This is a genomic window from Micromonospora sp. NPDC047074 (assembly GCF_040643815.1).
Classification (GTDB): Bacteria; Actinomycetota; Actinomycetes; order Mycobacteriales; family Micromonosporaceae; genus Micromonospora.
Map to the genome: position 1 here is coordinate 89,647 of NZ_JBEYVB010000013.1, position 24,200 is coordinate 113,846.

Here is a 24,200-nt window from a genome sequence, read left to right on the forward strand (position 1 = left end):
CATTGTGGCCCACTGCGTCGACAGGCGGTCCATCATGGCGGTCCCGGCAGGCAGGCATGAGGCGGCCTTCTCGACGCCACGTCCTTCCCCTGGAGCCTCGTGTTCCTCGCTCCCCCCGACGAGTGGCCGTCAGGCGCGTAGCAGGTGTCGGGCCATGACGACCCGCTGCACCTGGTTGGTGCCCTCGTAGATCTGGGTGATCTTCGCGTCGCGCATCATCCGTTCGAGCGGATAGTCCCGCACATAGCCGGCGCCACCGAGCAGTTGGACGGCGTCGGTGGTGATCTGCATCGCCACGTCGGAGGCGAAGCACTTGGCGGCGGCGCCGAAGAACGACAGGTCGGCGTCGTCGCGTTCGGACTTCGCGGCCGCCGCGTACACCATCTGGCGGGCCGCGGCGAGGGTCATGGCCATGTCCGCGAGCATGAACTGGATGCCCTGGAACTCGGCGATCGCCCTGCCGAACTGGCGGCGCTCCTTGACGTAGGCGAGGGCGTGGTCGAGCGCCCCCTGGGCGATGCCCACGGCCTGCGCGCCGATGGTGACCCGGGTGTGGTCGAGCGTCCTGAGGGCGATCTTGAGCCCGTCGCCGACGTCGCCGACCCGGCGGTCGTCGCCGAGGCGGACGCCGTCGAAGAGCAGCTCGCGGGTCGGGGAACCCTTGATGCCCAGCTTGCGTTCGGGCTCGCCGACGGTGAAGCCCTCGTCGCCGTCCTCGACCACGAAGGCGGTCACGTTGCGACCGCGCGGGCCGTCCGGGTCGGTCACCGCCATCACCGTGTAGTAGCGGGACACGCCGGCGTTGGTGATCCACGACTTCTGGCCGGTCAGCACCCAGCCGTCGCCGTCGGCCACCGCACGGGTACGCATGCCCGCGGTGTCGGAGCCGGCCTCCCGTTCGGACAGGCCGTAGGAGAACATCGCCTCCCCTCGTGCCACCGGCGGCAGGTAACGCTGTTTGACCTCGTCGGAGGCCGCCAGGACGAGCGGCATGGTGCCCAGCTTGTTCACCCCGGGGATCAGCGAGGTGGCGGCGCAGGCGCGGGCGACCTCCTCGATGACGATGCAGGTGGCCAGGGCGTCGGCGCCGGCACCGCCGTACTCCTCACCGATGTGCGGGGCGTGGAAGTCCGCCGCGCGCAACGCGTCGTACGCCTCGGTCGGGAACCGGGACCGTTCGTCGACGTCGGCGGCGTACGGGGCGATCTTGTTCTCGGCGAGGGCACGGACGGTGGCCCGCAACTCCTCGTACTCGTCGGGCAGCCGGAACAGGTCGAACGAGGACCCGCTCACCGCTGGGCCTCCCCGTAGCGGTAGAAGCCGTGCCCGCTCTTGCGACCGAGGAGCCCGGCGTCGACCATGCGGGCCAGCAGCGGGGGCGGTGCGTACAGCGGCTCCCGGAACTCCTCGTACAACGATTCGGCGATCGCCCTGGTGGTGTCGAGGCCGATGAGATCCGCCAGGGCGAGGGGGCCCTGCGGGTGGGCGCAGCCGCGCACGAAGCCCTCGTCGATGTCCGCCGGCGTGGCGAACCCCGACTCGACCATGCGGATCGCCGAGAGCAGGAACGGGATCAGCAGTGCGTTGACGACGAACCCGGCCCGGTCCTGCGAGTTGATGACGTGCTTGCCCAGGGTGTCGCGGGCGAACCCACGTACCCGCTCGGTCACCCCCGGGTCGGTGAGCAGGCTCGGCACCAGCTCGACGAGGGAGAGCACCGGCACCGGGTTGAAGAAGTGCAGGCCGAGGACGTGCTCGGGCCGGGACGTGGCCGCCGCCAGCTTCATGATGGGGATGGCGGAGGTGTTCGAGGCCAGCACCGCGTCCGGGGCGGTCACGATGCCGTCCAGCTTCGCGAACAGGTCCAACTTGGCGGCCTCGTCCTCCACGATGGCCTCGATCACGAGATCCCGGTCGGCCAGCGCCTCCAGGTCGGTGCCGACCCGTACCCGCCCCAGCACCGCCGCCGCGTCAGTGATCTTGCCCTTGGCCTCGGCGCGCCGCAGCGACGCCGCCAGCCGCTCGTTCCCCGCGTCCGCCGCCGCCTGGTCCGACTCGACGACCACCACGTCCAGCTCGGCGCGGGCGGCGACCTCGGCGATGCCGGCGCCCATGAGGCCGCAGCCGATCACACCTATCTTCTTCACTTCACTCCCACCTCTGCTGGTCAGACGTTGCGGCGGTACTGGCCGCCAACTTCGAAGAACGCCTCGCTGATCTGCCCGAGCGAGCAGTAGCGGACCGCGTCCATCAGCGCGTCGAAGACGTTGCCGCCGCTGGTCGCCGCGGTCCGCAGCCGCGCCAGGGCGGCGGGGGCCTCGCCGGCGTGCCGGGCGTGGAAGGCGGCCAGCCGGTCCAGTTGCGACTGCTTCTCCGCGTCGGTGCCCCGGGCGAGTTCGATGACCGGCGCCGGCTTGTCGGAGTCCTCGCCGAGGAAGGTGTTGACGCCGACGATGGGCAGCGAGCCGTCGTGCTTGCGGTGCTCGTAGAGCATCGACTCGTCCTGGATCCGGCCGCGCTGGTAGCCGGTCTCCATCGCGCCGAGGACGCCGCCCCGGTCGGCGATACGGTCGAACTCGGCGAGCACCGCCTCCTCGACGAGGTCGGTGAGCTGGTCGACGATGTAGGAGCCCTGCAACACGTTCTCGGTGTCCGCCAGCCCCCACTCCGCGTCGATGATCATCTGGATGGCCAGGGCCCGGCGCACCGACTGCGCGGTCGGGGTGGTGACGGCCTCGTCGTACGCGTTGGTGTGCAGGCTGTTGGCGTTGTCGTAGATGGCGCACAGGGCCTGCAGGGCGGTCCTGATGTCGTTGAAGTCCATCTCCTGGGCGTGCAGGGACCGGCCGGAGGTCTGCACGTGGTACTTCAGCTTCTGGGCCCGCTCGCCGGCGCCGTACCGGTCCCGCATCGCGACCGCCCAGATCCGCCGGGCCACCCGGCCGATGACCGTGTACTCGGCGTCCATCCCGTTGGAGAAGAAGAAGGACAGGTTGGGCGCGAACTCGTCGATGTCCATGCCCCGGGCGAGGTACGCCTCGACGTAGGTGAAGCCGTTGGCGAGGGTGAACGCCAACTGGCTGATCGGGTTCGCGCCAGCCTCGGCGATGTGGTAGCCGCTGATGCTGACCGAGTAGAAGTTGCGCACCTGGTTGGCGATGAACCACTCCTGCATGTCCGCCATGCAGCGCAGGGCGAACTCGGTGGAGAAGATGCAGGTGTTCTGCCCCTGGTCCTCCTTCAGGATGTCGGCCTGCACGGTGCCCCGCACCGTCGACAGCGTCCGCGCCCGGATCTGGGCGGCCTCGGCGGCGTCCGGTTCGCGGCCCTCGGCCTCGCGGAACCGGGCCAGCTGCTGGTCGACGGCCGCGTTGAGGAACATCGCCAGGATCGCCGGCGCCGGACCGTTGATGGTCATCGACACCGAGGTGGTGGGCGAGCACAGGTCGAACCCGGCGTACAGCTCGCGCATGTCGTCGACCGTCGCGATGGACACGCCCGAGGTGCCGATCTTGCCGTAGATGTCGGGACGCCGGTCGGGGTTGCGGCCGTACAGGGTCACCGAGTCGAACGCCGTGGAGAGCCGGGTCGCCGGCTGGCCGGCGCTGAGCAGGTGGAAACGCCGGTTGGTACGGAAGGCGTCGCCCTCGCCGGCGAACATGCGGGCGGGCGCCTCCTCGGTCCGCTTGAACGGGAACACCCCGGCGGTGAAGGGGAAGTAGCCGGGCAGGTTCTCACCGCGCAGGAACCGCAGCAGCTCGCCGTCGTCGCCGTCGCGGGGCAGGGCCACCCGGGGCACCCTGGTGCCCGAGAGCGTCGTACGGGTCAGCGGGGTGCGGATCTCCCTGCCGCGGACGGTGTAGACCTGCTCGTCGCCGTCGTAGCGGGCGCGGACGGCCGGCCACTGCTCCAGCAGTTGGCGTACGTCACCGGCCAGGCCCTGCTCGGTGCGCTCCAGCAGCGCCTCGACGGAGGTCGCGGCCGAGTCGCCATCGGCCGCGAGCAGGTCCCGCGTCGCGGCCAGGTGCTGCCGTCGGCGGACCAGCTCCACCTGCCCGGCCGTGGTGGCGTGGTAGTCGCGCACACTCCGCGCGATGTCGGCCAGGTAGCGCTCCCGTCCGCTGGGCAGCACCGACCGCAGGCCGGTGGAGACGCGCCCCTGCACGGCCGGCAGGGCCCCGGCGAAGGCCGGGAAGCCGTGGGGGCCGAGGAGCTGCTTGAGGTGGTGGTAGAGGGCCGTCACGCCGTCGTCGTCGAAGCGGGCCGCGCTCGTGCCGAAGACCGGCATCTCCGACCACGGGGTGCCGAACTGCTCGCGGTTGCGCACCATCTGGCGCGCCACGTCCCGCAGCGCGTCCTCCGCGCCGCGCCGCTCGAACTTGTTGATGGCCACCACGTCGGCCAGGTCGAGCATGTCGATCTTCTCGAGTTGGCTGGGCGCGCCGTACTCGGGCGTCATCACGTAGAGAGACACGTCGACGTGCGGCACGATCGCGGCGTCGCCCTGGCCGATGCCGGGCGTCTCGATGACGACCATGTCGTAGCCGGCGGCCTTGCAGGCGGCCACGATGTCGTCGAGGCGCTCGGGCACCTGCGCGCCCGGCGTCCGGGTCGCCAGGGAACGGAAGAAGACCACGCCCGGGGCGATGCTGTTCATCCGGATCCGGTCACCCAGCAACGTGCCACCCCGGCGGCGGGTCGGGTCGACCGCCAGCACCGCCACCCGGACCTTGTCCTCGCCGTCGCGGCGCAGCCGGCGTACCAGCTCGTCGGTCAGTGACGACTTGCCGGATCCGCCCGTGCCGGTGATGCCCAGCACCGGGACGACGCGCGAGGCCGCGGCGGCGCGTACGGCGTCGGCCAGCTCGGCGTCGGCGCCCGCCTCCAGCACGGTGATCGCCCGCGCCAGCGCGGCGTCGTCCCCCGCCAGCAGGGCGCCGAGGTCCGGACGCCGGGCCGACAGGTCGACGTCGCAGTCGCGGATCAGCTCGTTGATCATGCCGGGCAGCCCGAGCCGCTGGCCGTCCTGCGGGCTGAAGATGCGCACGCCCCGCTCCGCCAGGCCCGCGATCTCCTCCGGCACGATCGTCCCGCCGCCGCCGCCGAACACCCGCACGTGCGCGGCGCCGCGCTCGGCGAGCCGCTCGACCAGGTAGCCGAAGTACTCGACGTGCCCGCCCTGGTAGGACGAGACGGCGACCCCCTGCACGTCCTCCTGCACCGCCGCCGCCACCACCTCGTCCACGCTGCGGTCGTGGCCGAGGTGCACGACCTCGGCACCCTGGCTCTGCAGCAGCCGCCGCATGATCGTGATGGCCGCGTCGTGACCGTCGAAGAGGCTGGCGGAGGTCACGAACCGCACCGGGTGCGCCGGCACGTGCAGCGCGGGGGCGGTCCGGGGAGACGACTTCGGCTGACTCATGACACTCCTAGGCGAGGGGCTGACGACACGGCCCACTCGCATCGCGGGACGGCGAACTGTGGGCGGTCGGGTAATATACTAGGACGTCCGACTATCCAATGTCCATGCACCCTCCGACACCCTAGGATTGCCACGTGCCCGCCCCCGACCAGCTCCCCCTGGACCCGATCGCGGAAGCGCGCCGCCAGTGGGCCGCCCACGGCTGGGAGGCCGCCGCGGACGGGATGGCGGCGGTGACCTCGCTCATGCGCGCGCAGCAGATCGCCCTCGCCCGCGTCGAGTCCGTCCTGCGGCCCTACGGGGTGACCTTCGCCCGCTACGAGGTCCTGATGCTGCTGTTCTTCAGCCGCGCCGGGTCGCTGCCCATGGCGAAGATCGGCAAGCGGCTACAGGTGCACGCCACCAGCGTCACCAACGCCGTCGACCGGCTGGAGTCGGCCGATCTCGTCAGGCGCACGCCCCACCCGACCGACCGGCGCACCACCCTCGTCGAGCTGCTGCCCAGGGGGCGGGAGCTGGCCGCCAACGCCACCAAGGAACTCAACGACCAGGTGTTCGCCGCGCCCGGCCTGTCGCCGGCCCACGTCACCTCCCTGGTCGAGGTCCTAGCCCAACTGCGCCACGAGGCCGGCGACTTCTGACCCCGCCGCCCCGGCCGGCCCAATCGCCGACGGCCCGTTGATCATGACGTTGGCGGCGAAGTCGATCTCTTCTGCTGCCGCCAACGCCATGGTCAACGGGGCATCGTGGCGGGAGGCCAACGGAAGACAAACGGTTGACTTCCCGGTCTCCTGGGTGTTTCCTCAGGGCTGGCCGACCGTCGCGTCGCGGTGACGCGCTTGCCCGAGGAGGCGTGTGTGGAGGCGTCCACGACCCTGTGGGAGATCTTCCGGCGTTCCCTGATCACCAACGCGGACCGTCCCGCGCTCGGGTTCGGGGACGAGACGTGGACCTACGCCGAACTCGGCCGGGCCGTCGCCGCGGCGGCCGCGCGGCTCGCCGCGCTCGGGGTGCGGCCGGGCGAACGCGTCATCCTGCTGACCGACAACGTGGCGGCCTTCCCGGTGCACGACCTCGCCGTGATGAGCCTGGGCGCCGTCAAGGTGCCCCTCAACGCCATGATCTCGACACCGGAGGTCACCGACATCGCGCGGCGGGTCCGCCCGCGCGTCGCCGTCGTCAGCCGCTCGCTGGCCGAGCGCGTCGCCGGCATCCCGACCGGCGCCGGGACCGCCGTCGTGGACGCCGACCTGCCCCTGGCGTACGAGGGCGAGCAGTTGCCGCCGCCCGGGGCCGCCGGGCCGGACGACCCGGCCGTCATCTACTTCACCGGCGGCACCACGGGGGCCCCGAAGGGGATCGTGCACAGCCAGCGCGGCGTGGTCGCCAATCTCTGGGCGCACCTGCTCGACGCCGACATCCGCCGCGACGAGCGGCTGCTGCTCACGACACCGCTGGCGCACGCCGCCGGCCTGTTCACGCTGTCCGCGCTGCTGCGCGGGGCGTACGCGCGCATCGAGCCCGGCTTCGACGCCGACCGGGTGCTCGACCGCGTCGACCAGGACGGCACCACCTGGACGTTCGCCGTTCCCACCACCATCTACCGCCTGCTGGACGCCGCCGAGGCGCGCGGCTGGCGCCCCGGGACGCTCCGCACGGTGCAGTACGGCGCCGCGCCGATCGCCGCCGGGCAGCTACGGCGGGCCCTGGCGGTCTTCGGGCCCGTGCTGCAACAGTTGTACGCCCAGACGGAGAGCCCGAACTACGCGACGTTGCTCCGCAAGGAGGACCACGTCCGGGCGCTGGCCGAGCCGGGACTGCTCGCCTCGTGCGGCCGGGCGTCGATCATGTGCGACGTGGCCGTGCTCGACGACGCCGGCAACCCGCAGCCGCCAGGCGCGACCGGCGAGGTGGCGGTGCGCTCCCCCTACGTGATGACCGGCTACTGGGAGGACCCCGAGGGCGCGGCGAAACGCTTCGTCGACGGGTGGCTGCTCACCGGCGACATCGGTTACCAGGACGAACAGTCGTACCTCTACCTCGTCGACCGCCGCAACGACATGATCGTCTCCGGGGGCATGAACGTCTACTCCATCGAGGTGGAGCAGGCGCTCGCCCGCCACCCCGGGGTACGGGCCGCCGCCGTCGTGGGCCTGCCGCACGCGGACTGGGGCGAGGCCGTGCACGCGTACGTGGTGCCCCGGGGCGACTTCGCGGACACCGACGGGCTGCGGACCCACTGCCGGGAGACCCTGTCCGCCTACAAGCGCCCCAAGGCCTACCACCTGGTCCCGGCGCTGCCGACGACCCCGTACGGCAAGGTCGACAAGAAGGCGCTGCGGGCGTCGGGCGCCACCGTCGGGGTCACCCCGTGAGCGCCCCGGCCGACGTCCCGGCGACGGCCTACCAACCCGTCCTGGCCGCCGAGGGCGTGCACGGATCGCGCTGCACGCGGTGCCGGCGCGGCGCCGCGCCCGCCACGCCACGCTGCCCGTGGTGCGGCGCGACGGCGGAGGGGGAGACGTTCGCGCCCAGCGGCACCGTCTGGGCGGCGACCGTCGTCCACATCGACGTCGGCGCCCGGCAGCCCCCGTACGGCCTGGCCTACGTCGACCTCGACGACGGGCCACGGGTGCTCGTGCTGCTCCGCCGGCCCGAGGCGCTCACCGGTGGCACCCGGGTGACGCTCGCGGCAACCGACGACCCGGCCGCCTGGGCCGTGGCCGACAGGGAGGTCACACCATGACCGGTGGCACCGCCGCGGTGCTGGGCGCCGCCCAGTCCGCCTTCGGCAGGTTCCCGGCCCGCCGGCTGGAGGACCTGACCTGGGACGCCGTCGGAGCGGCGCTGGACCTCGCCGGCATCGAACCGGCCCAGGTCGAGGCCGTCTTCGTCGGCAACGTCTTCGGTCCCTCCGGCGTGGCCGCCAGGGTGGTACGCGCGGCGGGCATCGGCGACGTCCCCGTCGTCCGGGTCGAGGCGGCCTGCGCCAGCGGCACCCTCGCCGCCCACCTCGCCACTCAGGCGGTACGCCGGGGCGAGCACGCGGTGGTGCTCGCCCTCGGTGTCGAGCAGATGTCGGTGCGGTTCGGCGGCGCCATCGTTCCCGAGCACAGCGACCCGGAGGGCTCACTCGGCCTGCCGCTGCCCGGCCTGTACGCCCTCCAGGCCCGCCGGTACCTCGAACAGTACGGTCACACCGTGGCCGACCTCGCCGCCGTCGCGGTGAAGAACCGCGCCCAGGGGGCGAAGAATCCACTGGCCCACCGGCAGCAGGAGGTCTCGCTGCGCGAGGTGCTCGACTCGCGGCCGATCGCGGAGCCCCTGACCGTCCTGCAGTGCTGCCCGATCAGCGACGGCGCGGCGGCGGCGGTAATCGGCCGCCCCCGCCCCGGCGCCGGGGACGTCCTCGTCGACGGCTCCGGCTTCGTGGGCGGCCAGGCCTGGCCGGGCACGCCGGACGAGCCGTGGGGCACCGCGTGCATCCGCCGGGCCGGCGACCTCGCCGTCGCCGAGGCCGGCTGGCCGGCGTCCGACGCGGAGGTGTTCGAGGTGCACGACGCCTTCACGATCGGGGAGCTGCTGACGGTGGAGGCCCTGGGCCTGTGCGAGCCGGGCGCCGCGCCCGCCCTGCTGCACGCCGGTGAGTTCGCCGCCGGTGGGCGGTGGCCGGTCAACGTCGGCGGCGGGCTGCTGGCCCGGGGCCACGCCCTCGGCGCGACCGGGATCGCCCAGCTCGCCGAGGTGTGCGCGCAACTGACCGGCCGGGCCGGCGCCCGACAGCTTCCGGCCCCGCGGCGCGGGCTCGTCGAGACGATGGGCGGCGGCGCCAGCGGCCTGGACGGCAACGCCGCCGGGGTCATCATGCTCCGGGCCGAGTAGCACCGGCGCCGATCCGGGCACAGCGGTGCGGGCCGGCCCCGAGGGACCGGCCCGCACCGGTGACTGGTCGCGGTTTCACCGCAGCTTGCAGTTGATCTCCACGGCGTTGTGCGCGGGGTCCAGCACGTAGATCTGCTGGTAGCCGTTGAGGGCCCAGTTGCCCGGGTCCGCGAAGTACATCCCCCGGGCCCGCAGCCGCTCCCGTACGGCGTCCAGATCGTCCACCTCGATCGCGACGTGCCCGTTGACCAGCGGGTCCATGTGGAAGTGGTTGTCCACGCAGAAGCTGTGCGACGGCTTCGCGATGTGCAACTGCTCCACACCGTTGTCGAACCACGCCACGTTCTGCTCGTCGGTCTTGAAGTTGCCACGGTCGCGGTCCTTGAACGCCGGCGACCGCTCCTCCATGCCGAGGACCTCGGTGTAGAACTGTGCCGTCTCCCGGACGTTGTACGCGGGGACGTTCACGTGGTGCAGCTTCCAGCCCATGGTGGCTTCCTTTCGAGGATCTAGGTTTACGCAGGCGGTGTCACCGGAGGGCGGCATCGCAGGTCGGGCGGACCGGATGGTCAGCGCAGCAGCTCCCACAGCTCGCGTTCCAGGTCACGGAACTCCTGGCTCACCACGAGCTGGTCCAGGTCGCGTGGTCGCTCGAACGGAATCTCGACCTCGCGCAGGATCCTGCCGGCCGAGAGCAGGACGAGTCGGTCCGCCAGCAGCAGCGCCTCGGTGAGGTCGTGGGTCACCAGGACCACGCTGGCGCTGGTGCCGGCCCAGGTCTCCAGGAAGACCTGCTGGGACTCGCGGCGGGTCTGCGCGTCGAGCGCCGAGAACGGCTCGTCCATCAGCAGCAGCTTCGGCTGCCGCACCCAGGTACGGGCGAGGGCGACGCGCTGCCGCATGCCCTGCGACAGCTGCCACGGCAGCCGGTTGACCGCGTGGCCGAGACCGACCCGTTCGAGCATCGACGTCGCCGCCTCACGGCGCTCACCGCCGGACCGCCCCAGGATCTCCAGTCCCAACTCGACGTTGCGCCGCGCCGTACGCCAGGGCATCAACGCGTCCCGGGCGAACATGAACCCCATCCGGGGCCGGGCGGCGCGCGGCCTGCCCCCGAGGATCGACACCTCCCCCGCGTCGGGCTCCAGGAGCCCGGAGAGCACGTTGAGAATCGTCGTCTTCCCGGAGCCGCTGCGTCCGACGAGCACGAGGAACTCCCCGTCGCGGCACCGCAGCGACACATCGTCCAGGGCCGGGTGGTTCGCCGACGAACCGGGGAAGCTGACGCTGACGCCCTCCAGCGAGAAGGCCACTCCCCCGCCGTCCGTCCCGCCCCCGGGGGCGGGCGGGGTCGCGGCCTGGTCGTCGGACGGGTGTCCCAGGCCCGCCTGGCGCCGGTTGGACTTCACGACAGTCACGGATCCTCCTAGGGGGCCTTCCACCACAGCAGCCGCCGCTCGACGACTCCCGCGATGGCGTTCAGAAGGGTGCCGATGACGATCAGCACCGCGATGACGGCGTAGACGTAGTCGAGTTGGAAGTTGCCCGAGTACTGGGCCACCAGCTGTCCCAGCCCCTCGCGGGCCGCGATCATCTCGGAGGTCACCACGCCGAGCAGGCTGTAGATGAGCCCCAGCCGCAGGCCGGCGAAGATCGACGGGATGGCCACCGGGAACAGCAGCTTGGTGAAGACGGCCCGCCGGCTGGCCCCCATCACCTCCATCAGCCGGACCACGTCCGGATCGGCGGCGTGGACGCCGGCCCGCGCGTTCAGGATGACCACGAAGATGACCACGGAGAACGCGAGCGCGACCTTCGAGCTGAGCCCGATCCCGAAGATGATGATGAACACCGGACCGAAGGCGATGCGGGGAGCGGCGTTCAGCGCGCTCAGGTAGGGCGTGACGATCCGTTCCAGGGTGGGCGAGAGCGCCAGCCCCAGACCCGTGGCCACCCCGATCACCGCCGCGAGCGCGAGGGCGATCAGCGTGGCCTGGAGGGTCGACCACGTGTGCGGCCACAGTTGGCCGCTGGCGACCAGGTCCCGCAGCGCGTTCCAGACGGCTGCCGGGCTGCGCACCACGATGGGGCGGCCGATCTCGAAGCGCGCCGCGAGGCCCCACAGCCCGATGAAGCCGGCGAAGAGCAGCACCTGCGCGGCCACGACGCCGACGGGTCCCAGCCCGCGACGTCGCCGCTGCGGCGCCGGTCCACCCCGCTTCCGTTCGGCACGAGGGGCGCTCCTGGGGAGAGTCTGTGTCACGGCCACCGTCAGCTCCGCTGGTCCTCGGTCGCGCAGGGCCCGTACACCCACTCGTCGAACGGCGGCGTGCTCTGGTCCTGCGGCGAGTTGTACTTGGTCTGCGCGGTCCACACCTCGGGCGTCAGCTTGGTCGGGGTGTTCCAGACCGCGCCGTAGCCCTCCCACATGGCCTTCGCCGCCGCGGGCTCCAGGTTCAGGTGCCTGGCGATGATCTGGGCGAGCGCGTCCCGGTTGGCCGGGTTGGTCGTCCAGTCGCGGGCGTCGAGGTAGGCCCGGCAGTACCCGAGCACCGCCTGCTCGTTCTTCTCCAGGAAGTCACAGGTCGTCATCTGGTGCGAGATGACGACGTCCTTGAGCGGGCTGGTCTCCGGGTTGTTGACCAGGTCGACCACCACCTGGTAGCTGTCCTTCGGCAACGCCTCGGAGGCCGGCGGGAAGACCACGAGGACGTCGACCGACTTCCCCTCGAGAGCCGCGACGGCCGTGCCACCCACCCCCACCGCGACGAAGTCGACGTCGTCGTCGTTGATGCCCGCGGCCTTGAGCACGACCCGCGCCTGCCGGTCGGTGGCGCTGCCAAGGTTGGGTACGCCCACCTTGAGGCCCTTGATGTCGGCCAGCCCGCCCGGGAAGGCGTCGGAGGTCTTGCTGGGCAGCGACACGTCCTTGCGGGCCACGAAGTTGATGGAGTTGCCGTGGCCGGTGGAGAGCACCTTGAAGCATTCCCCCTGCGACGCGGCCTGCACGACGTTGCTCTGCGGGCCGTACAGGATGTCCAACTCGCCCCGCAGGGCGGAGGTGACCGCGACCTGGCCGGTCTCCATCGGCATGAGCGTCACGTCGATCCCCCTGGCCTTGAAGAAGCCCTGGTCGGCGGCCACCAGGTCCATCAGGCCGATGAGGGCGTTCTTCTGCCAGCCGACCCGTACCGCGGTCGAGCCGCCCTCGTCGTCACCACCACTGCAACCGACGGCCGCGGCCAACACCGCCGCCATTCCGGCCGCCACCAGACCGACCCGTCGAAACATGACCACGATTACTCCTCGCCCTCATATGACCGGTTCCGGCGCCGGACGAGGGCCCCTGGCAGGGCCACCCGTGGCGCATGCTGCCCCTGGCGTCAACAGCCGCATGCCTCCGGCCGATGTCGCCTAGGTAACACCGAGGATCACCCCGAGGTCAATCGTTTGTTCCAAACTCGTTTCCAAGATCTTCCGGCTGTCACGCAGGGACAACGCGACGTTCCGCAGCGTGCGCACCCCAGGTGGGGGGCATTCCGGACGGGAATGGTCAATCGGTTGACTGCGCCGGAGCGTTCGGCGTACCTTCCCCCCACGGCAACGCCCATGGCCGCCCGAGCACACGTACGGCCGCGCGGCAGGACCCCGAGGAGACGTGATGGCAACGCAGGTAGTGGACCCCTCCGCGAGCACCTGGGAGGCAGCCTCGACACACCGGACCCCCGGCATCGACATCAAGCCGCTGCTCCAGCGGGACGGCGAGGGACGTAGCTTCGAGTTCAACGTCGTCCGGTTCGGTGGCGAGGACTTCTGGAGCCCCCGTCACCGGCACAACTTCGACCAGATCCGCATCGGCCTGGAGGGCGAGACCCAGTACGGCCCGCACCGCAAGCTGCCGGCCCGGACGATCGGCTACTACCCCGAAGGCACCTACTACGGCCCGTTGAGCGTGTCGGGCGGGCCGTCCCTGCAGGCCATCCTGCAGTTCGACGGGGCCGGCCGGGGCGGCTACGTCAACTACGTGCACCTGGACAAGGCGACCGCCGAACTCAAGGAGCTGGGCGAGTTCCGCAAGGGCTTCTGGCACCCGCACGACGGCGGCAAGGCTGTCGACGGGTACCAGGCATCATGGGAACGGGCCACCGGCCGCGAGATGATCTATCCCGAGCCACGCTTCGACGAGGCGGTCTACATGCACGTCGACGCCTTCTCCTGGGTCCCGGTCGACGGGTCGCCGGTCCGGAGCAAGCATCTCGGCTCCTTCGGCGAGCGGGGCCTGTCCATCGGCATGCACCTGGTTCCCGCCGGCGCGTCGCTGACCATCGGAGCGCCCGGCCGGTCCACCGTCGCCTTCGTCCTGACCGGCGAGGTGCGCGCGGGCGGCGCCGGCGTCGGCCAGCACTCGGCCCTGTTCGCCGAGGACGAGGACGCCGTCGAGGTGCGCGGCGCGGCGGACGACAGCGAACTCGTCGTCATCACGCTCCCGACGTTCGACTGAGCCCGTCGGCAGCCGGCATCCGAGGCGGCGGGCACAGCCGTCCGCCGCCTCGGGCAACACGTCGCCGTGGGAACACGCGGGGAACACGTCGCCTCGGGAAGCACGTCCCGCCGGGCACCGGGCTGCCGGACGGCACGTCGCCCCACGCACAGCTACCTGGTCAGCGGGGCGGCCCCGTCGACCCCCTGACGACGAGCTCGGGCGGCGTGGTGACGATCGACGGCTCCGGGTCGGCCCCGGACAGCACCGCCAGGAGGTGGTCGACCGCCGCCGCGCCCAGCTCGGTCATCGGCAGCGACACCGTCGTCAACGGCGGCCAGGTGAACTTGGCCAGTTCCGCGTCGTGCAGGGCGATGATCGACAACTCGTCGGGCACCGACACGCCGGCCCGGTGCGCCGCCGCCAGGACGCCCACGGCGAGCATCAGCGTCGGCGCGAAGACCGCCGTCGCGTCCCGGTTGCGGCTCAGCAGACGCTGGCCGGCGGCAAGCCCGGCGTCACCGGAGAGGTCCCTGGCCGTCACCTGCCGGACCCGGGCGCCGTTGGCTGTCGCCCGCCGGGTGAAGGCCTGGACGCGGTCGCGGGTCGTGTCGAGATGCCTGGGGCCCGCGACCACGACGACGTCGCGGTGACCGAGATCCCGCAGGTGGTCCGCGGCCAGCTCGGTCGCGCCGGTGTAGTCGACCACGGCGGTGCGACGCGTGCCCGGGACCAGCCGGTTGACCACGACCACGGGGACGGCCGCGTCCCCGAGCGCGCGCACCGCCTCGTCGGAGAGGGTGGCGCCGGCCAGCAGCATGCCGTCGACCCCGCGGACGCGATAGTCCTGGGCGAGCCTGCCGAGGTCCTCCGTGACCTCGCCGACCACGATCGAGTAGCCCTCCTCGGTGGCCCTTCGGTGCGCGCCGGCGATCACCCGTGAGTAGACCGGGCTCGTGAACTCGGGCACCACGAAAGCCGCCATGCCGCCCCGGGACGTCCGCAGGGCACGCGCCGCCAGGTTGGGCCGGTAGTCGAGCAGCCGTACCGCGGCCAGCACCCGCTGCTTGGTCGCCTCGGAGACGCTGAGTCTCGGATCGCCGCTCAGCAGTCGCGACACCACGCTGACGTCGACACCCGCATGCTGCGCGACCTGGCGCATGGTGGGCGGCTTGGCAAGCCGGCGGTCCGTCGTCATCGTCTCCTCACAGTTCCAGTCAACCGATTGCCTCCGCCTCGCGCAAGCCCTGCCGGCAAATCCACCGCAAGGGCTGGAATCCACCGGCTTCCGGGCGCCCGGACGTCGCGGCGTCTCTGCATCGCTCCTCTTGTCGAACGTCGATGGGACTGGCGGGTCGGGCATCGGGCCCCACGGATGGGGAGAGGCGAGGATACCGCCGGCCGGCACGTCGCGCGGGCGCCCCCACCGACCCGCGGCGGGCGGCCACCGCCACGGGGCCGACGGCGACACCGCGGGACGGTCGGCGCGGACGGTCGACTGCCGCCCCGCGCCCTCAGCCGAGGAGTTCGAGGCCGCGGGCGGTGAGCACCGGGACCGCCTCCTCGACGCCCTCGTAACCCGCGCTGATCGTCCGCCCGCCCAGGTACCGCGCGTGCACCCCCTCGAGGATGACGGCCAGCTTCATCGCGCCCAACGCGCGGTGGAACCGCAGCTCCGACACGTCACGCCCGGACCGGACGGCGTACGCCTGCGCGACCGCGTCCGTGTCCGGGAAGCCCGGCGCGGCGGTCAGCCCGGCGATCTGCCCGAACGCCGCCCCCTCGACGAGGTGGCTGTCGTACCAGTACGTCAGGAACATCCCGAGGTCGGCGAGCGGGTCCCCCAGCGTGGACAGCTCCCAGTCCAGCACGGCGGCGATCCGCGGCGGGTCGCCCGACAGGTCGACGATGGTGTTGTCCAGCCGGTAGTCGCCGTGCACGATCGCGCTGTCGCCGTGCCTCGGCACCCGGTCGGCCAGCCCGGCGAGCAGCCGCGCCATGTCGGGCAGGTCGCGCGTCGCGGTACGCCGCCACTGCTCGCCCCACCGCCGCACCTGCCGCGCGGTGTAGCCCTGTGGCCGGCCGAAGCCCGAGAGCCCGACGGCGTCGGGATCCACCGAGTGCAGCGCCACGAGAGCGTCGACGAGGCTGCCGGCGAGCGCGGCCCGCTGCACCTCGCCGAGCGCCGCCGTGTCCTCGGCGCCGCGCAGGACCGTGCCGGCGACGTCGGCCATGACGTAGAACGGGGCGCCGAGCACCCCGGTGTCCGCGCACAGCGCGAGCGGTGTCGGCACCGGGACCACGCCGCCGCCCGCCCCGGCCAGGGCGCTCTGCACGGTGTGCTCGCGAATCATGTCGTGGGCGCTGGGTACGACCCCGGCCAGGGGTGGCCGGCGCAGCACCACCGTGCCCCCCGGCACCTCGATCCGGTAGGTGATGTTGGACAGCCCGCCGGCGATGACCCGGGCCCGCCACGCGTCGCCGGCGTCCAGTTGGGGCAGCTCCCGCGCGAACCACGCGGTCAGCGCGGCCCGGGGCAGGCCGGGCAGCTCGGCCTCGTACGCGTCCCGGCTCATCCGGTCCGCCGGTCACGGGCCCGGCGCGCGGCGCGCTTGGCTATCGACATGCGGTGCGTCTCGGAGGACCCGTCGTAGATGCGGAAGGCGCGCACGTCGGCGTAGATGCGGCCGACGACGAGGTCGTCGCTCGTGCCGAGGCCACCGCAGAGCTGCACCGCCCGGTCGACGACCCGGCCCACCGCCTCGCTGACGAACACCTTCGTCCGGCTCGACGACTCCGTGCCCCGGTTGCCCTGCGCGATCTCCCAGCTGGTCTGCCACAGCAGGGCACGGGCGGCGTGCAGGTCGATCTCGTTGTCGGCGATCATCTGCTGCGCCATGCCGAGGTCGGCGAGCGGGGAGCCGAACAGCTCACGGGTGACCGCCCGGTCCGTCGCGATCTCGTGCGCCCGGCGGGCCGCGCCCAGCCACCGCATGCAGTGCGTCAGCCGGGCCGGCGCCAGCCGCACCTGCGCGTAGCGGAAGCCCTCGCCGGGTTCGCCCAGCACCTGCTCGTCGGGGACGAAGAGGTCGTCGACGCGCACCTCGCAGTGGCCGCCGACCATGGTGGCGTCGATCGTGCGGGCGTGCGCGCCAAGCTGCCAACCCGGGGTGTCGGTGTCGACGAGGAACATGGTGGAACCCTGACCGTCGGGGCGGCCACCGGCGGCCATCAGGATCGCGAACGCCGCACCCTCCGCACCGGTGATGAGGTGCTTGACGCCGTCGACGCGCCAGCCGCCGTCGACCCGGCGGGCCCTGGTGCGCAGCGCCGACGGGTCCGAGCCGGCGCCGGGCGGCGGCTCGGTCATCGCGAAGCACGAACGCACCTGACCGGCGGCGAGGGGCCGGAGATAGCGGTCCCGCTGCTCGGGCGAGGCGATCCGGTCGAGCAGATGGACGTTTCCCTCGTCGGGGGCCGCACAACCCAGCGCCAGAGGGCCGAGCAGGCTGGTGCCGGCCTCCTCGAGGAGTACCGCCACGTCGTCGAAGGCGAACCCGCCACCGCCGAGATCCTCGGCGACCTGCGGCGCGAACACGCCGGCCTGTCGCGCCGCCGCCTGGAGGCGGAGCCGCAGCGCGTCGTCGACACCCGCGGCGAACGCCTGCTGTTCCGCCGGGATCACCTGATCCCGGAGGAACTCCCCGATCCTGTCGCGCCACTGTGCCGTGCGTGCCGTCACCGTGAAGTCGAAACCCACCTGTCGTCCTCCGCTCAGGTCGCCGTCCACCCGCCGTCGACGACCAGCACCGACCCCGTCACGAACGACGCGGCCGGTGAGGCCAGGAAGACCGCGGCGGGAACGAGTTCGTCGGGCCGGCCGAAGCGCGCCAGCGGAACATGGCCGAGCAGGTCCGCCATCGCCTTCGGTTTGCGCATCAACGCGGCCGTGAGGTCGGTCTCGAAGTAGCCCGGCGCCAACGCGTTGACCCGGATTCCGATGCCCGCCCAGTCCGTGGCCAGGGTCCGCACCAGCGCCTCGACGGCGCCCTTCGACGCGGAGTACGCCGCCATCCGGGGGCCGGCGGCCCGGGCGTGGATGGACGTGACCGCGACGATGCTGCCGCCCGCACCGGTGCCGGCCGTCATCAGGCGCGCGGCCTCGCGCATCGTCCAGAAGGTGCCGTCGAGGTTGACCGCGAGCACGTCCCGCCAGTCGTCGTCGGTCACGTCGCGCGCGTCCTTGAGATACGGCGACACGCCGGCCGCCGGTACGCAGACGTCGAGCCCGCCCCACGCCCGCCCGACGGCCTCCGCCGCCGCGCGTACCGAATCCGGCTCGGCGACGTCGGCGGGCACGACCAGGGCCCTGCCCCCGGCCGCCTCGACGTCGGCGGCGACCCCGGTGAGCGCCTCGGCGGTGCGGGCGGTGAGGGCGACGTCGTGGCCGGCGGCCGCGAGCCCGACCGCGATGGCCCGGCCGAGGCCGCGGCTCGCGCCGGTGACCCACGCCCTGCTCGACGCCATCCCAGTCCCTCCCGCCGCCGCACGCGTTCCGATCGACCGCGCGGTCAATCGTTTGACCGGCAGGCTATTTTCCGGGGCCGGGCGATGTCAACCCGGGGTGGCGCGGGCGATCCGCTGGCGATTCCGACCAGCCGCGGTGCCGGATCGCGTGGCGCCGGATCGCGTGGTGCCGAGGTCGTGCGTGTCGACGTCGTGCGTGTCGAGTCGTGGGCACTGTCGAGCTGCCCCTACCGGTGGGGCAAGGGGTCCGGCTCCGGTCGGTCGCATGCGCGGGGCAGCTCGACAGCGTCGCACCAGCGCACGGCCGCCCCCGCGATCGCCGCGCGAGCCCGGCAGCGAAATTCTCTTCGCTGGGAATGGCTCGCGGCCGACCGGGAAACGGAGCTGCCTTACGCAGCTTTTGCGCCCGGGAAAGGTGCTCGTTCTACAAAGCCGCACGTCGCGGGCCCAGCGGGGCAACGCCCCGAAGAGGGCACCCAACCTGACCGCCCCTTGCATTTCCATCGACTCTCGCTGGCGGCTGCGAGTTGGGCGGTCGCCGACCCTTGGCAGAGCCCCCAGACATTGGCTACCTTCGTTATGCCGCAAGCGAGAAACACATAACGGGGGTGGATGTGACGGTGCACTGTTCGGATCGATTCCGCATACCGTGACCACCGTCTTTCGAGAAACCCACCCTATCGCCGCGGCCCTGAATTCCCCCGAACCGTCCGTCCGGACGGCCGTGTTCTGGGGTGCACCGCGCTCACCGTTCCCGAAGGGAGGTATGTCATGGCGTTCGAGATCGTTATCGTCGAGACCAACGAGGAACTGCTGAACCACGGGGCCGTCTGACGAGCCCGGTGCCGGACCCGCATGCGGGTCCGGCACCACCCTGTCCACCGCGCTCCATTCCTCGAAAGGGCCCGTCGGGATGCGTGTACGTCGCCGCGACCAGCTCATCTGCCGCTGGGACAACGATGCGCTGATGATCGCCCTACCCGGCCAGCACCGATGGCTGCGCGCCACCCCCGATTTGCTGAGCCTGCTGCAACACCTCGACGAGTTCACCGACGTCGACGAGGTGGCCGCGCGCTTCGGGGACGAGGCCGCCGAGGCGGCCGCCAAGGCGGTCCACCAACTCCACAACGCCGGCATCCTCGTCACCGACACCGACGACGCCGACGCGCCGGCGATCTGGCAGCACTGGGGGCCGATCGCGGCCCGCATGCACACCGAGGCCCGCGACGCCAACTACCTGGTGAACTCGCCACACCGCGACGCCACCGCCGTACAGATCGCCGCCGACGGTGAGTCGCCCGCACCGTTCAAGCGGTATCCGGACGCCCCGGCCGTTCACCTTCCCCGCCGCACGCTGCCGCTGCGTACGCCTGTCGAGGAGGTGTTCGCCGCCCGTCGCACGCACCGCGCGTTCGCCGGCACCCCCGTCGGTATCGACGCGCTCGCCACCGTCCTGGCCTGTACCTTCGCGCCCCAGCGCTTCCTCGACGGGGGCGCGTTCGGCCCGCAGCAGGCCCGGATCAGTGCCTCCGCCGGCGGCCGGCACGAGGTCGAGTGCTACGTCGCCGTCTACGACGTCACCGGCGTGCCGCCCGGCCTGTACCACTACGCGCCCGAGGTGCACCGCCTGGAACTCCTCGACGCCACCGTCGACCGGGAGCGCATCGCCGCCCTGGTCTACGAGCAGGACGCCTCCTACCAGGGAGCCTTCACCTGCCTCACCACCACGGTCGCCGCCCGCCTGTCCTGGAAGTACCGGCACCCCCGGGCCTACCGGCTGTGGATGTACGACGCCGGCCACTACGGACAGACGTTCGCGCTGACCTGCACCGCGCTCGGCCTGGCACCGTTCCAGACCGTGGCGTTCCACGACAGCGGCATCGAGGCGTTGCTCGGCGTGGACGCCGACCACGAGTTCGCGACCTACCTGCTCGCTGCCGGCAACCCCGCGCCCGACGACGGCACCGGCTCCACCGGGCAGCCGTACCCGCCACTGGCCCGCCTGGCCGCCAGCGCGCACCGTTCTCCCGCCGACCTGGCAACCGATTCTCCCGTCGACCTGGCAACCGATCCGGAACAGCTCGGATGAGCCCGACCGGTCGGCACCGGACAAGCAGCACAATCAACCCATGAGCGCACCCACCATCCCTGCCACCCGTCGCGTGGAGAAACTGACGGGGCACCCGCGGTTCCTGCGGGTCTGGGCCAGCCAGTCCGCCGGCGCGGTCGCCGACCAGATCCTGCCGGTCGCGTTCGCGCTGCACGCCGTGCAAAACGGCGCCGGTGCCGGCACCATCGCCGTCATCCTCGCCGGCCGGGCGATCGCCCTGGTGGTCTGCCTGCTCGCCGGTGGCATCCTCGCCGACCGGGTGTCCCGGCCCCGGATCCTGTTCACCGCCGATGTACTGCGCACCGTCATCGTCCTCGGCACGCTGCTCACCCTCACCCACCTGCCGCTGGCCGCGCTCGGCATCGTCACCGCGCTGTCCGGTGTGGCCGAGGCGCTCTCCCGGCCGGCCATGCGGTCCCTGGTTCCGGCCCTGCTCCCCACCGCCCTGCTGGAACGCGGCAACGCCCTGGTGGCCGCCGTACAGCGGTCCGCGACCCTGCTCGGGGCGCTCGCCGGCGCCGCGATCGTCACCGCCATCGGCATCCACGCCGCGCTGGGCCTGGCCGCCTTCCTGTTCGCGACCGGCGCGCTGGCGGTGCTGGGCGTGCGCGACACCGTCGCCGACACCCGGGACCGGAGCAGTGTCCTCGCCGACGCCGTGGCCGGCATCAACACCGTCCGGCACCGCCCCTGGGTGGTCGCCGTCATGGCCGCCGTGGCGGTTCAGCTCTTCGCCGGCACCGCACCGTCGCTGACGCTGCTGCCGCTGGTCGCCTCCGAACGCCTCGGCGGCGAACTCGCCTACGGGCTCGTCCTCGCCGCCGGTGCCGCCGGCGCCCTGCCGGCCATCGCCCTGGCCGGCCGGTGGCGGCCCCGCCGTCCCGGCGCGGTCAGCATGATCGCGCTGGTCAGCTACGCCGCCCTGCCGGCCAGCCTCGCCTTCGCCCTGCCGCTGCCCGTCACGGCGCTCTGCTTCGCCCTGGGCGGGTTCGTGGTGGAACTGTGGTTCGTCTACTGGCTGTCCGCCCTGCAACGCGAGATCCCCGCCGAGATGCTCGGCAAGACCCTCGCCCTGGACCAGCTCAGCGCCTTCGCCCTGCTGCCGGTCGGCTACGCCCTCACCGGGCCCGCGGTCGCGGCGTTCGGTATCCAGCCCACCCTCGTCGCGGCGGCCGTCCTGACGGCCGCCGCCACCGCGGTCGCACTGCTGGTCCCCGGCGTCAGCACCTTCAGCGACCCCGCCCGCGCCGGCAGGGCCGGCCCGGGCGGGGAGCCGACCGGCCCGGCCTGACCCGCCGGACCGGAGCGTTCGCCGGAAGGACAGGCAGCGGACCAGCACGGTCATGCCCCGCCGCCCCTGCGGCCATCGACGTACACCGGACAGCGGTCACCGCACGGCGGGAGGGACAGCCCGCCGTACGGTGACCGCGGTCAGGGCGTCCGCGCCCCGGCCCGGCGCAGCACCTCGGCCGCCGTACGCACCACGGCCCGGTCCAGCAGCCGGCCGTCGGCGTCGGTCGCCACGCCCGAACCGTCCCGCTCCGCCCGGTCCATCGCGTCGAGCACGGCCCGGGCGGACTCGACCTCCGCCTCGGTGGGGGTGAACACCTCGTTGATGACCGTGAGCTGACCGGGATGGATGGCGCTGCGGGCGCGGAAGCCCTGCCGCAGCAGCAGGCGGGTGGTCCGCTCCAACCGCTCCGGGTCGCGCAGGGTGGTCTCGACCGGCCCCACCGGCGCGGCGATCCCGGCAGCGGCCGAGGCGACCACGACCTGGGAGCGGATCGCGGCCAGCTCGGCGCGCTCCGGTCCCGGCTGCAGACCGAGCTCCCCGGCCAGGTCCGCCTCGCCGATGCCGAGCCGCAGGACGCGTGGCGCGGCGGCCACCTGCGCCACGTCGAGCACGCCCCGGGCCGTCTCGATCAACGCGACCACCTGGAACGTCGGGTCCGGCAGGCCGAGCCGCCGCTCCACCGCGCCGAGCGCGACGTCGACGGCGCGCAGCAGCGCCGGTTCCGCCTTCGGCACCCAGACCCCGTCGACAGCCGGGGAGAGCACCGCGAGATCGGCGCCGACCTGGTCACTGTTGATCCGGACCCAGATCCGGCTGGTGGTCGGCGCGGCGCCGGCCACGAACCCGGCCACCGCCTGCCGCGCCTGCTCCTTGTGGGAGAGGGTCACCGCGTCCTCGAGATCGAGGACGAGGGCGTCGGCGCCCCGGCCGGGGGCCTTGTGCAGCAGGTCGGTGCGGTCTCCCGGCACGTACAGGTAGCTTCGCGCGAGGCGTCCCATGGCGCCGCCCTACCGCCGCGCCCGGTGCACGTACCGGCCCTGCGGGTCGCCGACCACCTTGCCGTCGACCAGGACGTGCTCGCCGCGCAGAAAGGTGTCGGTCACCTTCGCGGTCAGCTCGAAGCCCTCGAACGGGGTGTACTCCTGGGTCGACTCGGAGTCCTCGGCGCGTACGGTCCAGGTCACGCCCGGGTCCACCAGCGCGATGTCGGCGTCGTAGCCGACCTCGATGGCGCCCTTGTCGTGCAGGCCGAACCGGCGGGCCGGGTTGTAGGCGGTGAGCTCGGCGATCCGGCGCAACGGAAGGCCCCGCTTCGTGCCCTCGGTCACCATGCCGGGCAGCAGGTACTCCGCGCCGCCGAACCCGGACTTGGCGAGGAAGACGTCGTCGCGCGGCTCGCCGAACTTCTGCTCGTCGCGGCAGCAGGCGTGGTCGCTCACCACCCAGTCGATCTTGCCGTCGAGCAGGTACTCCCAGAGCGCGTCGACGTCCTCGCGCGGGCGCAGCGGCGGGTTGACCTTGCCGCCGATGCCGTGCGCGGTGTGGATGTCGGCGAGCAGGTGTCCCACCGTCACCTCGCGACGGAAGTCGATGTGCGGGAACGCCCGGGCCATCCGCAGCGCCGCGTCGACCGCCTTGCGCGAGGTCAGGTGCAACAGGTTGATCGTCGGCAGGCCGGTCTCGTGCGCCAGGTAGGCGGCGATGCTGACGGCGAGGCCCTCGGAGTGTGGCGGCCGGGAGGCGTGGTACGCCTCCAGCCCGCTCAGCTCGCCCGCCTCCTCCACCAGCTTCGTGTAGGCGGTCATGATCTCGGCGGTCTCGCAGTGCAAAGAGAGCGAGATCTGGTCGGCGAGCTCCGGGAACTGCTCCCGGGCGGCCTGGACGCCACGCATCACGAACTCGAAGTGGGCGTAGTCGTACCGCTCCCCCTCCGGGATCATCAGGAACGAGTTCTGGTCGGCCGACCGGCCGTGCAACCCGTGGCTGCCGTAGAACATGAACACCTTGAACGACGTGACACCGTGGTCGCGTACCAGTGCGGGGATCTCGTCGATGTGCCGGCGCATCATCGGCGCGAGGTGGAACGCGTAGTCCACGTACGAACGGCCGGCGCTGGTCTCGAGCACCTCGGGGAAGAAGTCGGCGTACTCCCCGCCCTTGTTGAGGTAGTACTGCCCGGTGCGCATGTAGGTGATCGCGGAGGTGACGCCGCCCTGCGCGCAGGCGCGGCTCTCGGTGGCGGTGTCCTCGCCCAGCGGGTTGTAGATGCCCCAGTGCTGGTGGGCGTCCACCACGCCGGGGAAGGCGAGCCTGCCGCCGCCGTCGACCACCGTGGCGGCCTCCCCCGCCTCGATGGCGGGGGCGATCCGGGCGATCCGGCCGTCCTTGACGCCGACGTCCAGCAGTTCGGGTTCGGGCCGGTCGTGGCGGACGACGCGGACGTTTCTCAGCAGCAGATCGAAGGACGTCATGGCTTGCTCCTCGG

At 72.4% G+C, this 24,200-nt stretch carries 20 protein-coding genes; 7 read left to right on the forward strand and 13 right to left on the reverse strand.

The features are described from left to right. Window positions 1-129 precede the first annotated feature (129 nt). The 3 genes from ABZ809_RS18385 to icmF are packed head-to-tail and all read right to left on the reverse strand — an operon-like array spanning window position 130 to window position 5,422. Window positions 130-1,293 carry an acyl-CoA dehydrogenase family protein gene (locus ABZ809_RS18385; RefSeq protein WP_357563703.1) on the reverse strand — a complete coding sequence of 388 codons (1,164 nt, stop codon included), beginning with the start codon at window positions 1,291-1,293 and terminating at the stop codon, window positions 130-132. Next, a complete protein-coding gene (locus tag ABZ809_RS18390) occupies window positions 1,290-2,147 on the reverse strand; it encodes a 3-hydroxybutyryl-CoA dehydrogenase (RefSeq protein WP_357563704.1) in 858 nt (285 codons plus the stop codon). Before ABZ809_RS18390 ends, ABZ809_RS18385 begins: the two co-directional genes overlap by 4 nt. Before the next feature lie 20 nt (window positions 2,148-2,167). After that, a complete protein-coding gene (icmF, locus tag ABZ809_RS18395) occupies window positions 2,168-5,422 on the reverse strand; it encodes a fused isobutyryl-CoA mutase/GTPase IcmF (RefSeq protein WP_357563705.1) in 3,255 nt (1,084 codons plus the stop codon). A gap of 134 nt (window positions 5,423-5,556) precedes the next feature. Here icmF and ABZ809_RS18400 point away from each other — a divergent pair, with 134 nt between their 5' ends. The 4 genes from ABZ809_RS18400 (at window position 5,557) to ABZ809_RS18415 (ending at window position 9,304) form a co-directional block, all read left to right on the forward strand. Continuing rightward, window positions 5,557-6,063: a MarR family transcriptional regulator gene (locus ABZ809_RS18400; RefSeq protein WP_357563706.1), complete on the forward strand. Its 507-nt coding sequence runs from the start codon at window positions 5,557-5,559 to the stop codon at window positions 6,061-6,063. 216 nt (window positions 6,064-6,279) lie between these two features. Continuing rightward, a complete protein-coding gene (locus tag ABZ809_RS18405) occupies window positions 6,280-7,797 on the forward strand; it encodes an AMP-binding protein (RefSeq protein WP_357563707.1) in 1,518 nt (505 codons plus the stop codon). Then, window positions 7,794-8,168 carry an OB-fold domain-containing protein gene (locus ABZ809_RS18410; protein WP_357563708.1) on the forward strand — a complete coding sequence of 125 codons (375 nt, stop codon included), beginning with the start codon at window positions 7,794-7,796 and terminating at the stop codon, window positions 8,166-8,168. Before ABZ809_RS18405 ends, ABZ809_RS18410 begins: the two co-directional genes overlap by 4 nt. After that, a complete protein-coding gene (locus ABZ809_RS18415; protein WP_357563709.1) occupies window positions 8,165-9,304 on the forward strand; it encodes a thiolase family protein in 1,140 nt (379 codons plus the stop codon). Before ABZ809_RS18410 ends, ABZ809_RS18415 begins: the two co-directional genes overlap by 4 nt. 75 nt (window positions 9,305-9,379) lie before the next feature. Here ABZ809_RS18415 and ABZ809_RS18420 read toward each other — a convergent pair whose 3' ends face one another. The 4 genes from ABZ809_RS18420 to ABZ809_RS18435 form a co-directional block, all read right to left on the reverse strand. After that, a complete protein-coding gene (locus tag ABZ809_RS18420) occupies window positions 9,380-9,793 on the reverse strand; it encodes a VOC family protein (protein ID WP_357563710.1) in 414 nt (137 codons plus the stop codon). Between the two features lie 80 nt (window positions 9,794-9,873). Next, the gene (locus ABZ809_RS18425) at window positions 9,874-10,722 is read right to left on the reverse strand and encodes an ABC transporter ATP-binding protein (protein ID WP_357563711.1); all 849 of its coding nucleotides are present in this window, start codon (window positions 10,720-10,722) and stop codon (window positions 9,874-9,876) included. A gap of 8 nt (window positions 10,723-10,730) precedes the next feature. Beyond that, the gene (locus ABZ809_RS18430) at window positions 10,731-11,468 is read right to left on the reverse strand and encodes an ABC transporter permease (RefSeq protein WP_357563712.1); all 738 of its coding nucleotides are present in this window, start codon (window positions 11,466-11,468) and stop codon (window positions 10,731-10,733) included. 107 nt (window positions 11,469-11,575) lie between these two features. Beyond that, window positions 11,576-12,595, reverse strand: a complete 1,020-nt coding sequence (locus ABZ809_RS18435; protein WP_357563764.1) for an ABC transporter substrate-binding protein — start codon at window positions 12,593-12,595, stop codon at window positions 11,576-11,578. A 370-nt stretch (window positions 12,596-12,965) separates the two neighbouring features. On the opposite strand from ABZ809_RS18435, the gene ABZ809_RS18440 reads away from it, so the two are divergent. Beyond that, window positions 12,966-13,805, forward strand: coding sequence for a hypothetical protein (locus ABZ809_RS18440; RefSeq protein ID WP_357563713.1), 840 nt, complete (start codon window positions 12,966-12,968; stop codon window positions 13,803-13,805). Window positions 13,806-13,965: 160 nt separating this feature from the next. Here ABZ809_RS18440 and ABZ809_RS18445 read toward each other — a convergent pair whose 3' ends face one another. From ABZ809_RS18445 to ABZ809_RS18460, 4 genes are all read right to left on the reverse strand, one after another. Continuing rightward, window positions 13,966-14,982 carry a LacI family DNA-binding transcriptional regulator gene (locus tag ABZ809_RS18445; protein ID WP_357563714.1) on the reverse strand — a complete coding sequence of 339 codons (1,017 nt, stop codon included), beginning with the start codon at window positions 14,980-14,982 and terminating at the stop codon, window positions 13,966-13,968. A 316-nt stretch (window positions 14,983-15,298) separates the two neighbouring features. Continuing rightward, window positions 15,299-16,360, reverse strand: a complete 1,062-nt coding sequence (locus ABZ809_RS18450) for a phosphotransferase family protein (RefSeq protein ID WP_357563715.1) — start codon at window positions 16,358-16,360, stop codon at window positions 15,299-15,301. Then, entirely contained in the window at window positions 16,357-17,544 is a 1,188-nt protein-coding gene (locus ABZ809_RS18455) for an acyl-CoA dehydrogenase family protein (RefSeq protein WP_357563716.1), read from the reverse strand. The genes ABZ809_RS18450 and ABZ809_RS18455 overlap by 4 nt, the downstream gene beginning before the upstream one ends. Before the next feature lie 14 nt (window positions 17,545-17,558). Next, window positions 17,559-18,311, reverse strand: a complete 753-nt coding sequence (locus ABZ809_RS18460) for an SDR family oxidoreductase (RefSeq protein WP_357563717.1) — start codon at window positions 18,309-18,311, stop codon at window positions 17,559-17,561. Between the two features lie 913 nt (window positions 18,312-19,224). Between ABZ809_RS18460 and ABZ809_RS18465 the strand changes: the two genes are divergently transcribed. Together ABZ809_RS18465 and ABZ809_RS18470 are read left to right on the forward strand one after the other, a co-directional pair. Continuing rightward, a complete protein-coding gene (locus ABZ809_RS18465) occupies window positions 19,225-20,400 on the forward strand; it encodes a SagB/ThcOx family dehydrogenase (protein WP_357563718.1) in 1,176 nt (391 codons plus the stop codon). A 40-nt stretch (window positions 20,401-20,440) separates the two neighbouring features. Beyond that, window positions 20,441-21,712 (forward strand): MFS transporter, encoded by a 1,272-nt coding sequence (locus ABZ809_RS18470; RefSeq protein WP_357563719.1) that lies wholly within the window; start codon window positions 20,441-20,443, stop codon window positions 21,710-21,712. A 140-nt stretch (window positions 21,713-21,852) separates the two neighbouring features. On the opposite strand, the gene ABZ809_RS18475 is transcribed toward ABZ809_RS18470, so the two are convergent. Next, the gene (locus ABZ809_RS18475) at window positions 21,853-22,713 is read right to left on the reverse strand and encodes a CoA ester lyase (RefSeq protein ID WP_357563720.1); all 861 of its coding nucleotides are present in this window, start codon (window positions 22,711-22,713) and stop codon (window positions 21,853-21,855) included. A gap of 9 nt (window positions 22,714-22,722) precedes the next feature. Beyond that, the gene (locus ABZ809_RS18480) at window positions 22,723-24,186 is read right to left on the reverse strand and encodes a dihydroorotase family protein (RefSeq protein WP_357563721.1); all 1,464 of its coding nucleotides are present in this window, start codon (window positions 24,184-24,186) and stop codon (window positions 22,723-22,725) included. Window positions 24,187-24,200 lie beyond the last annotated feature (14 nt).

Excerpts from the sequence above, each read along its gene's own strand:
- ABZ809_RS18450 (WP_357563715.1), bottom strand. The coding sequence starts at position 16,360 with ATGAGCCGGGACGCGTACGAGGCCGAGCTGCCCGGCCTGCCCCGGGCC.
- icmF (WP_357563705.1), bottom strand. The coding sequence starts at position 5,422 with ATGAGTCAGCCGAAGTCGTCTCCCCGGACCGCCCCCGCGCTGCACGTG.
- ABZ809_RS18460 (WP_357563717.1), bottom strand. The coding sequence starts at position 18,311 with ATGGCGTCGAGCAGGGCGTGGGTCACCGGCGCGAGCCGCGGCCTCGGC.
- ABZ809_RS18440 (WP_357563713.1), top strand. The coding sequence starts at position 12,966 with ATGGCAACGCAGGTAGTGGACCCCTCCGCGAGCACCTGGGAGGCAGCC.
- ABZ809_RS18435 (WP_357563764.1), bottom strand. The coding sequence starts at position 12,595 with ATGTTTCGACGGGTCGGTCTGGTGGCGGCCGGAATGGCGGCGGTGTTG.
- ABZ809_RS18470 (WP_357563719.1), top strand. The coding sequence starts at position 20,441 with ATGAGCGCACCCACCATCCCTGCCACCCGTCGCGTGGAGAAACTGACG.
- ABZ809_RS18445 (WP_357563714.1), bottom strand. The coding sequence starts at position 14,982 with ATGACGACGGACCGCCGGCTTGCCAAGCCGCCCACCATGCGCCAGGTC.
- ABZ809_RS18480 (WP_357563721.1), bottom strand. The coding sequence starts at position 24,186 with ATGACGTCCTTCGATCTGCTGCTGAGAAACGTCCGCGTCGTCCGCCAC.
- ABZ809_RS18465 (WP_357563718.1), top strand. The coding sequence starts at position 19,225 with ATGCGTGTACGTCGCCGCGACCAGCTCATCTGCCGCTGGGACAACGAT.
- ABZ809_RS18420 (WP_357563710.1), bottom strand. The coding sequence starts at position 9,793 with ATGGGCTGGAAGCTGCACCACGTGAACGTCCCCGCGTACAACGTCCGG.
- ABZ809_RS18475 (WP_357563720.1), bottom strand. The coding sequence starts at position 22,713 with ATGGGACGCCTCGCGCGAAGCTACCTGTACGTGCCGGGAGACCGCACC.
- ABZ809_RS18415 (WP_357563709.1), top strand. The coding sequence starts at position 8,165 with ATGACCGGTGGCACCGCCGCGGTGCTGGGCGCCGCCCAGTCCGCCTTC.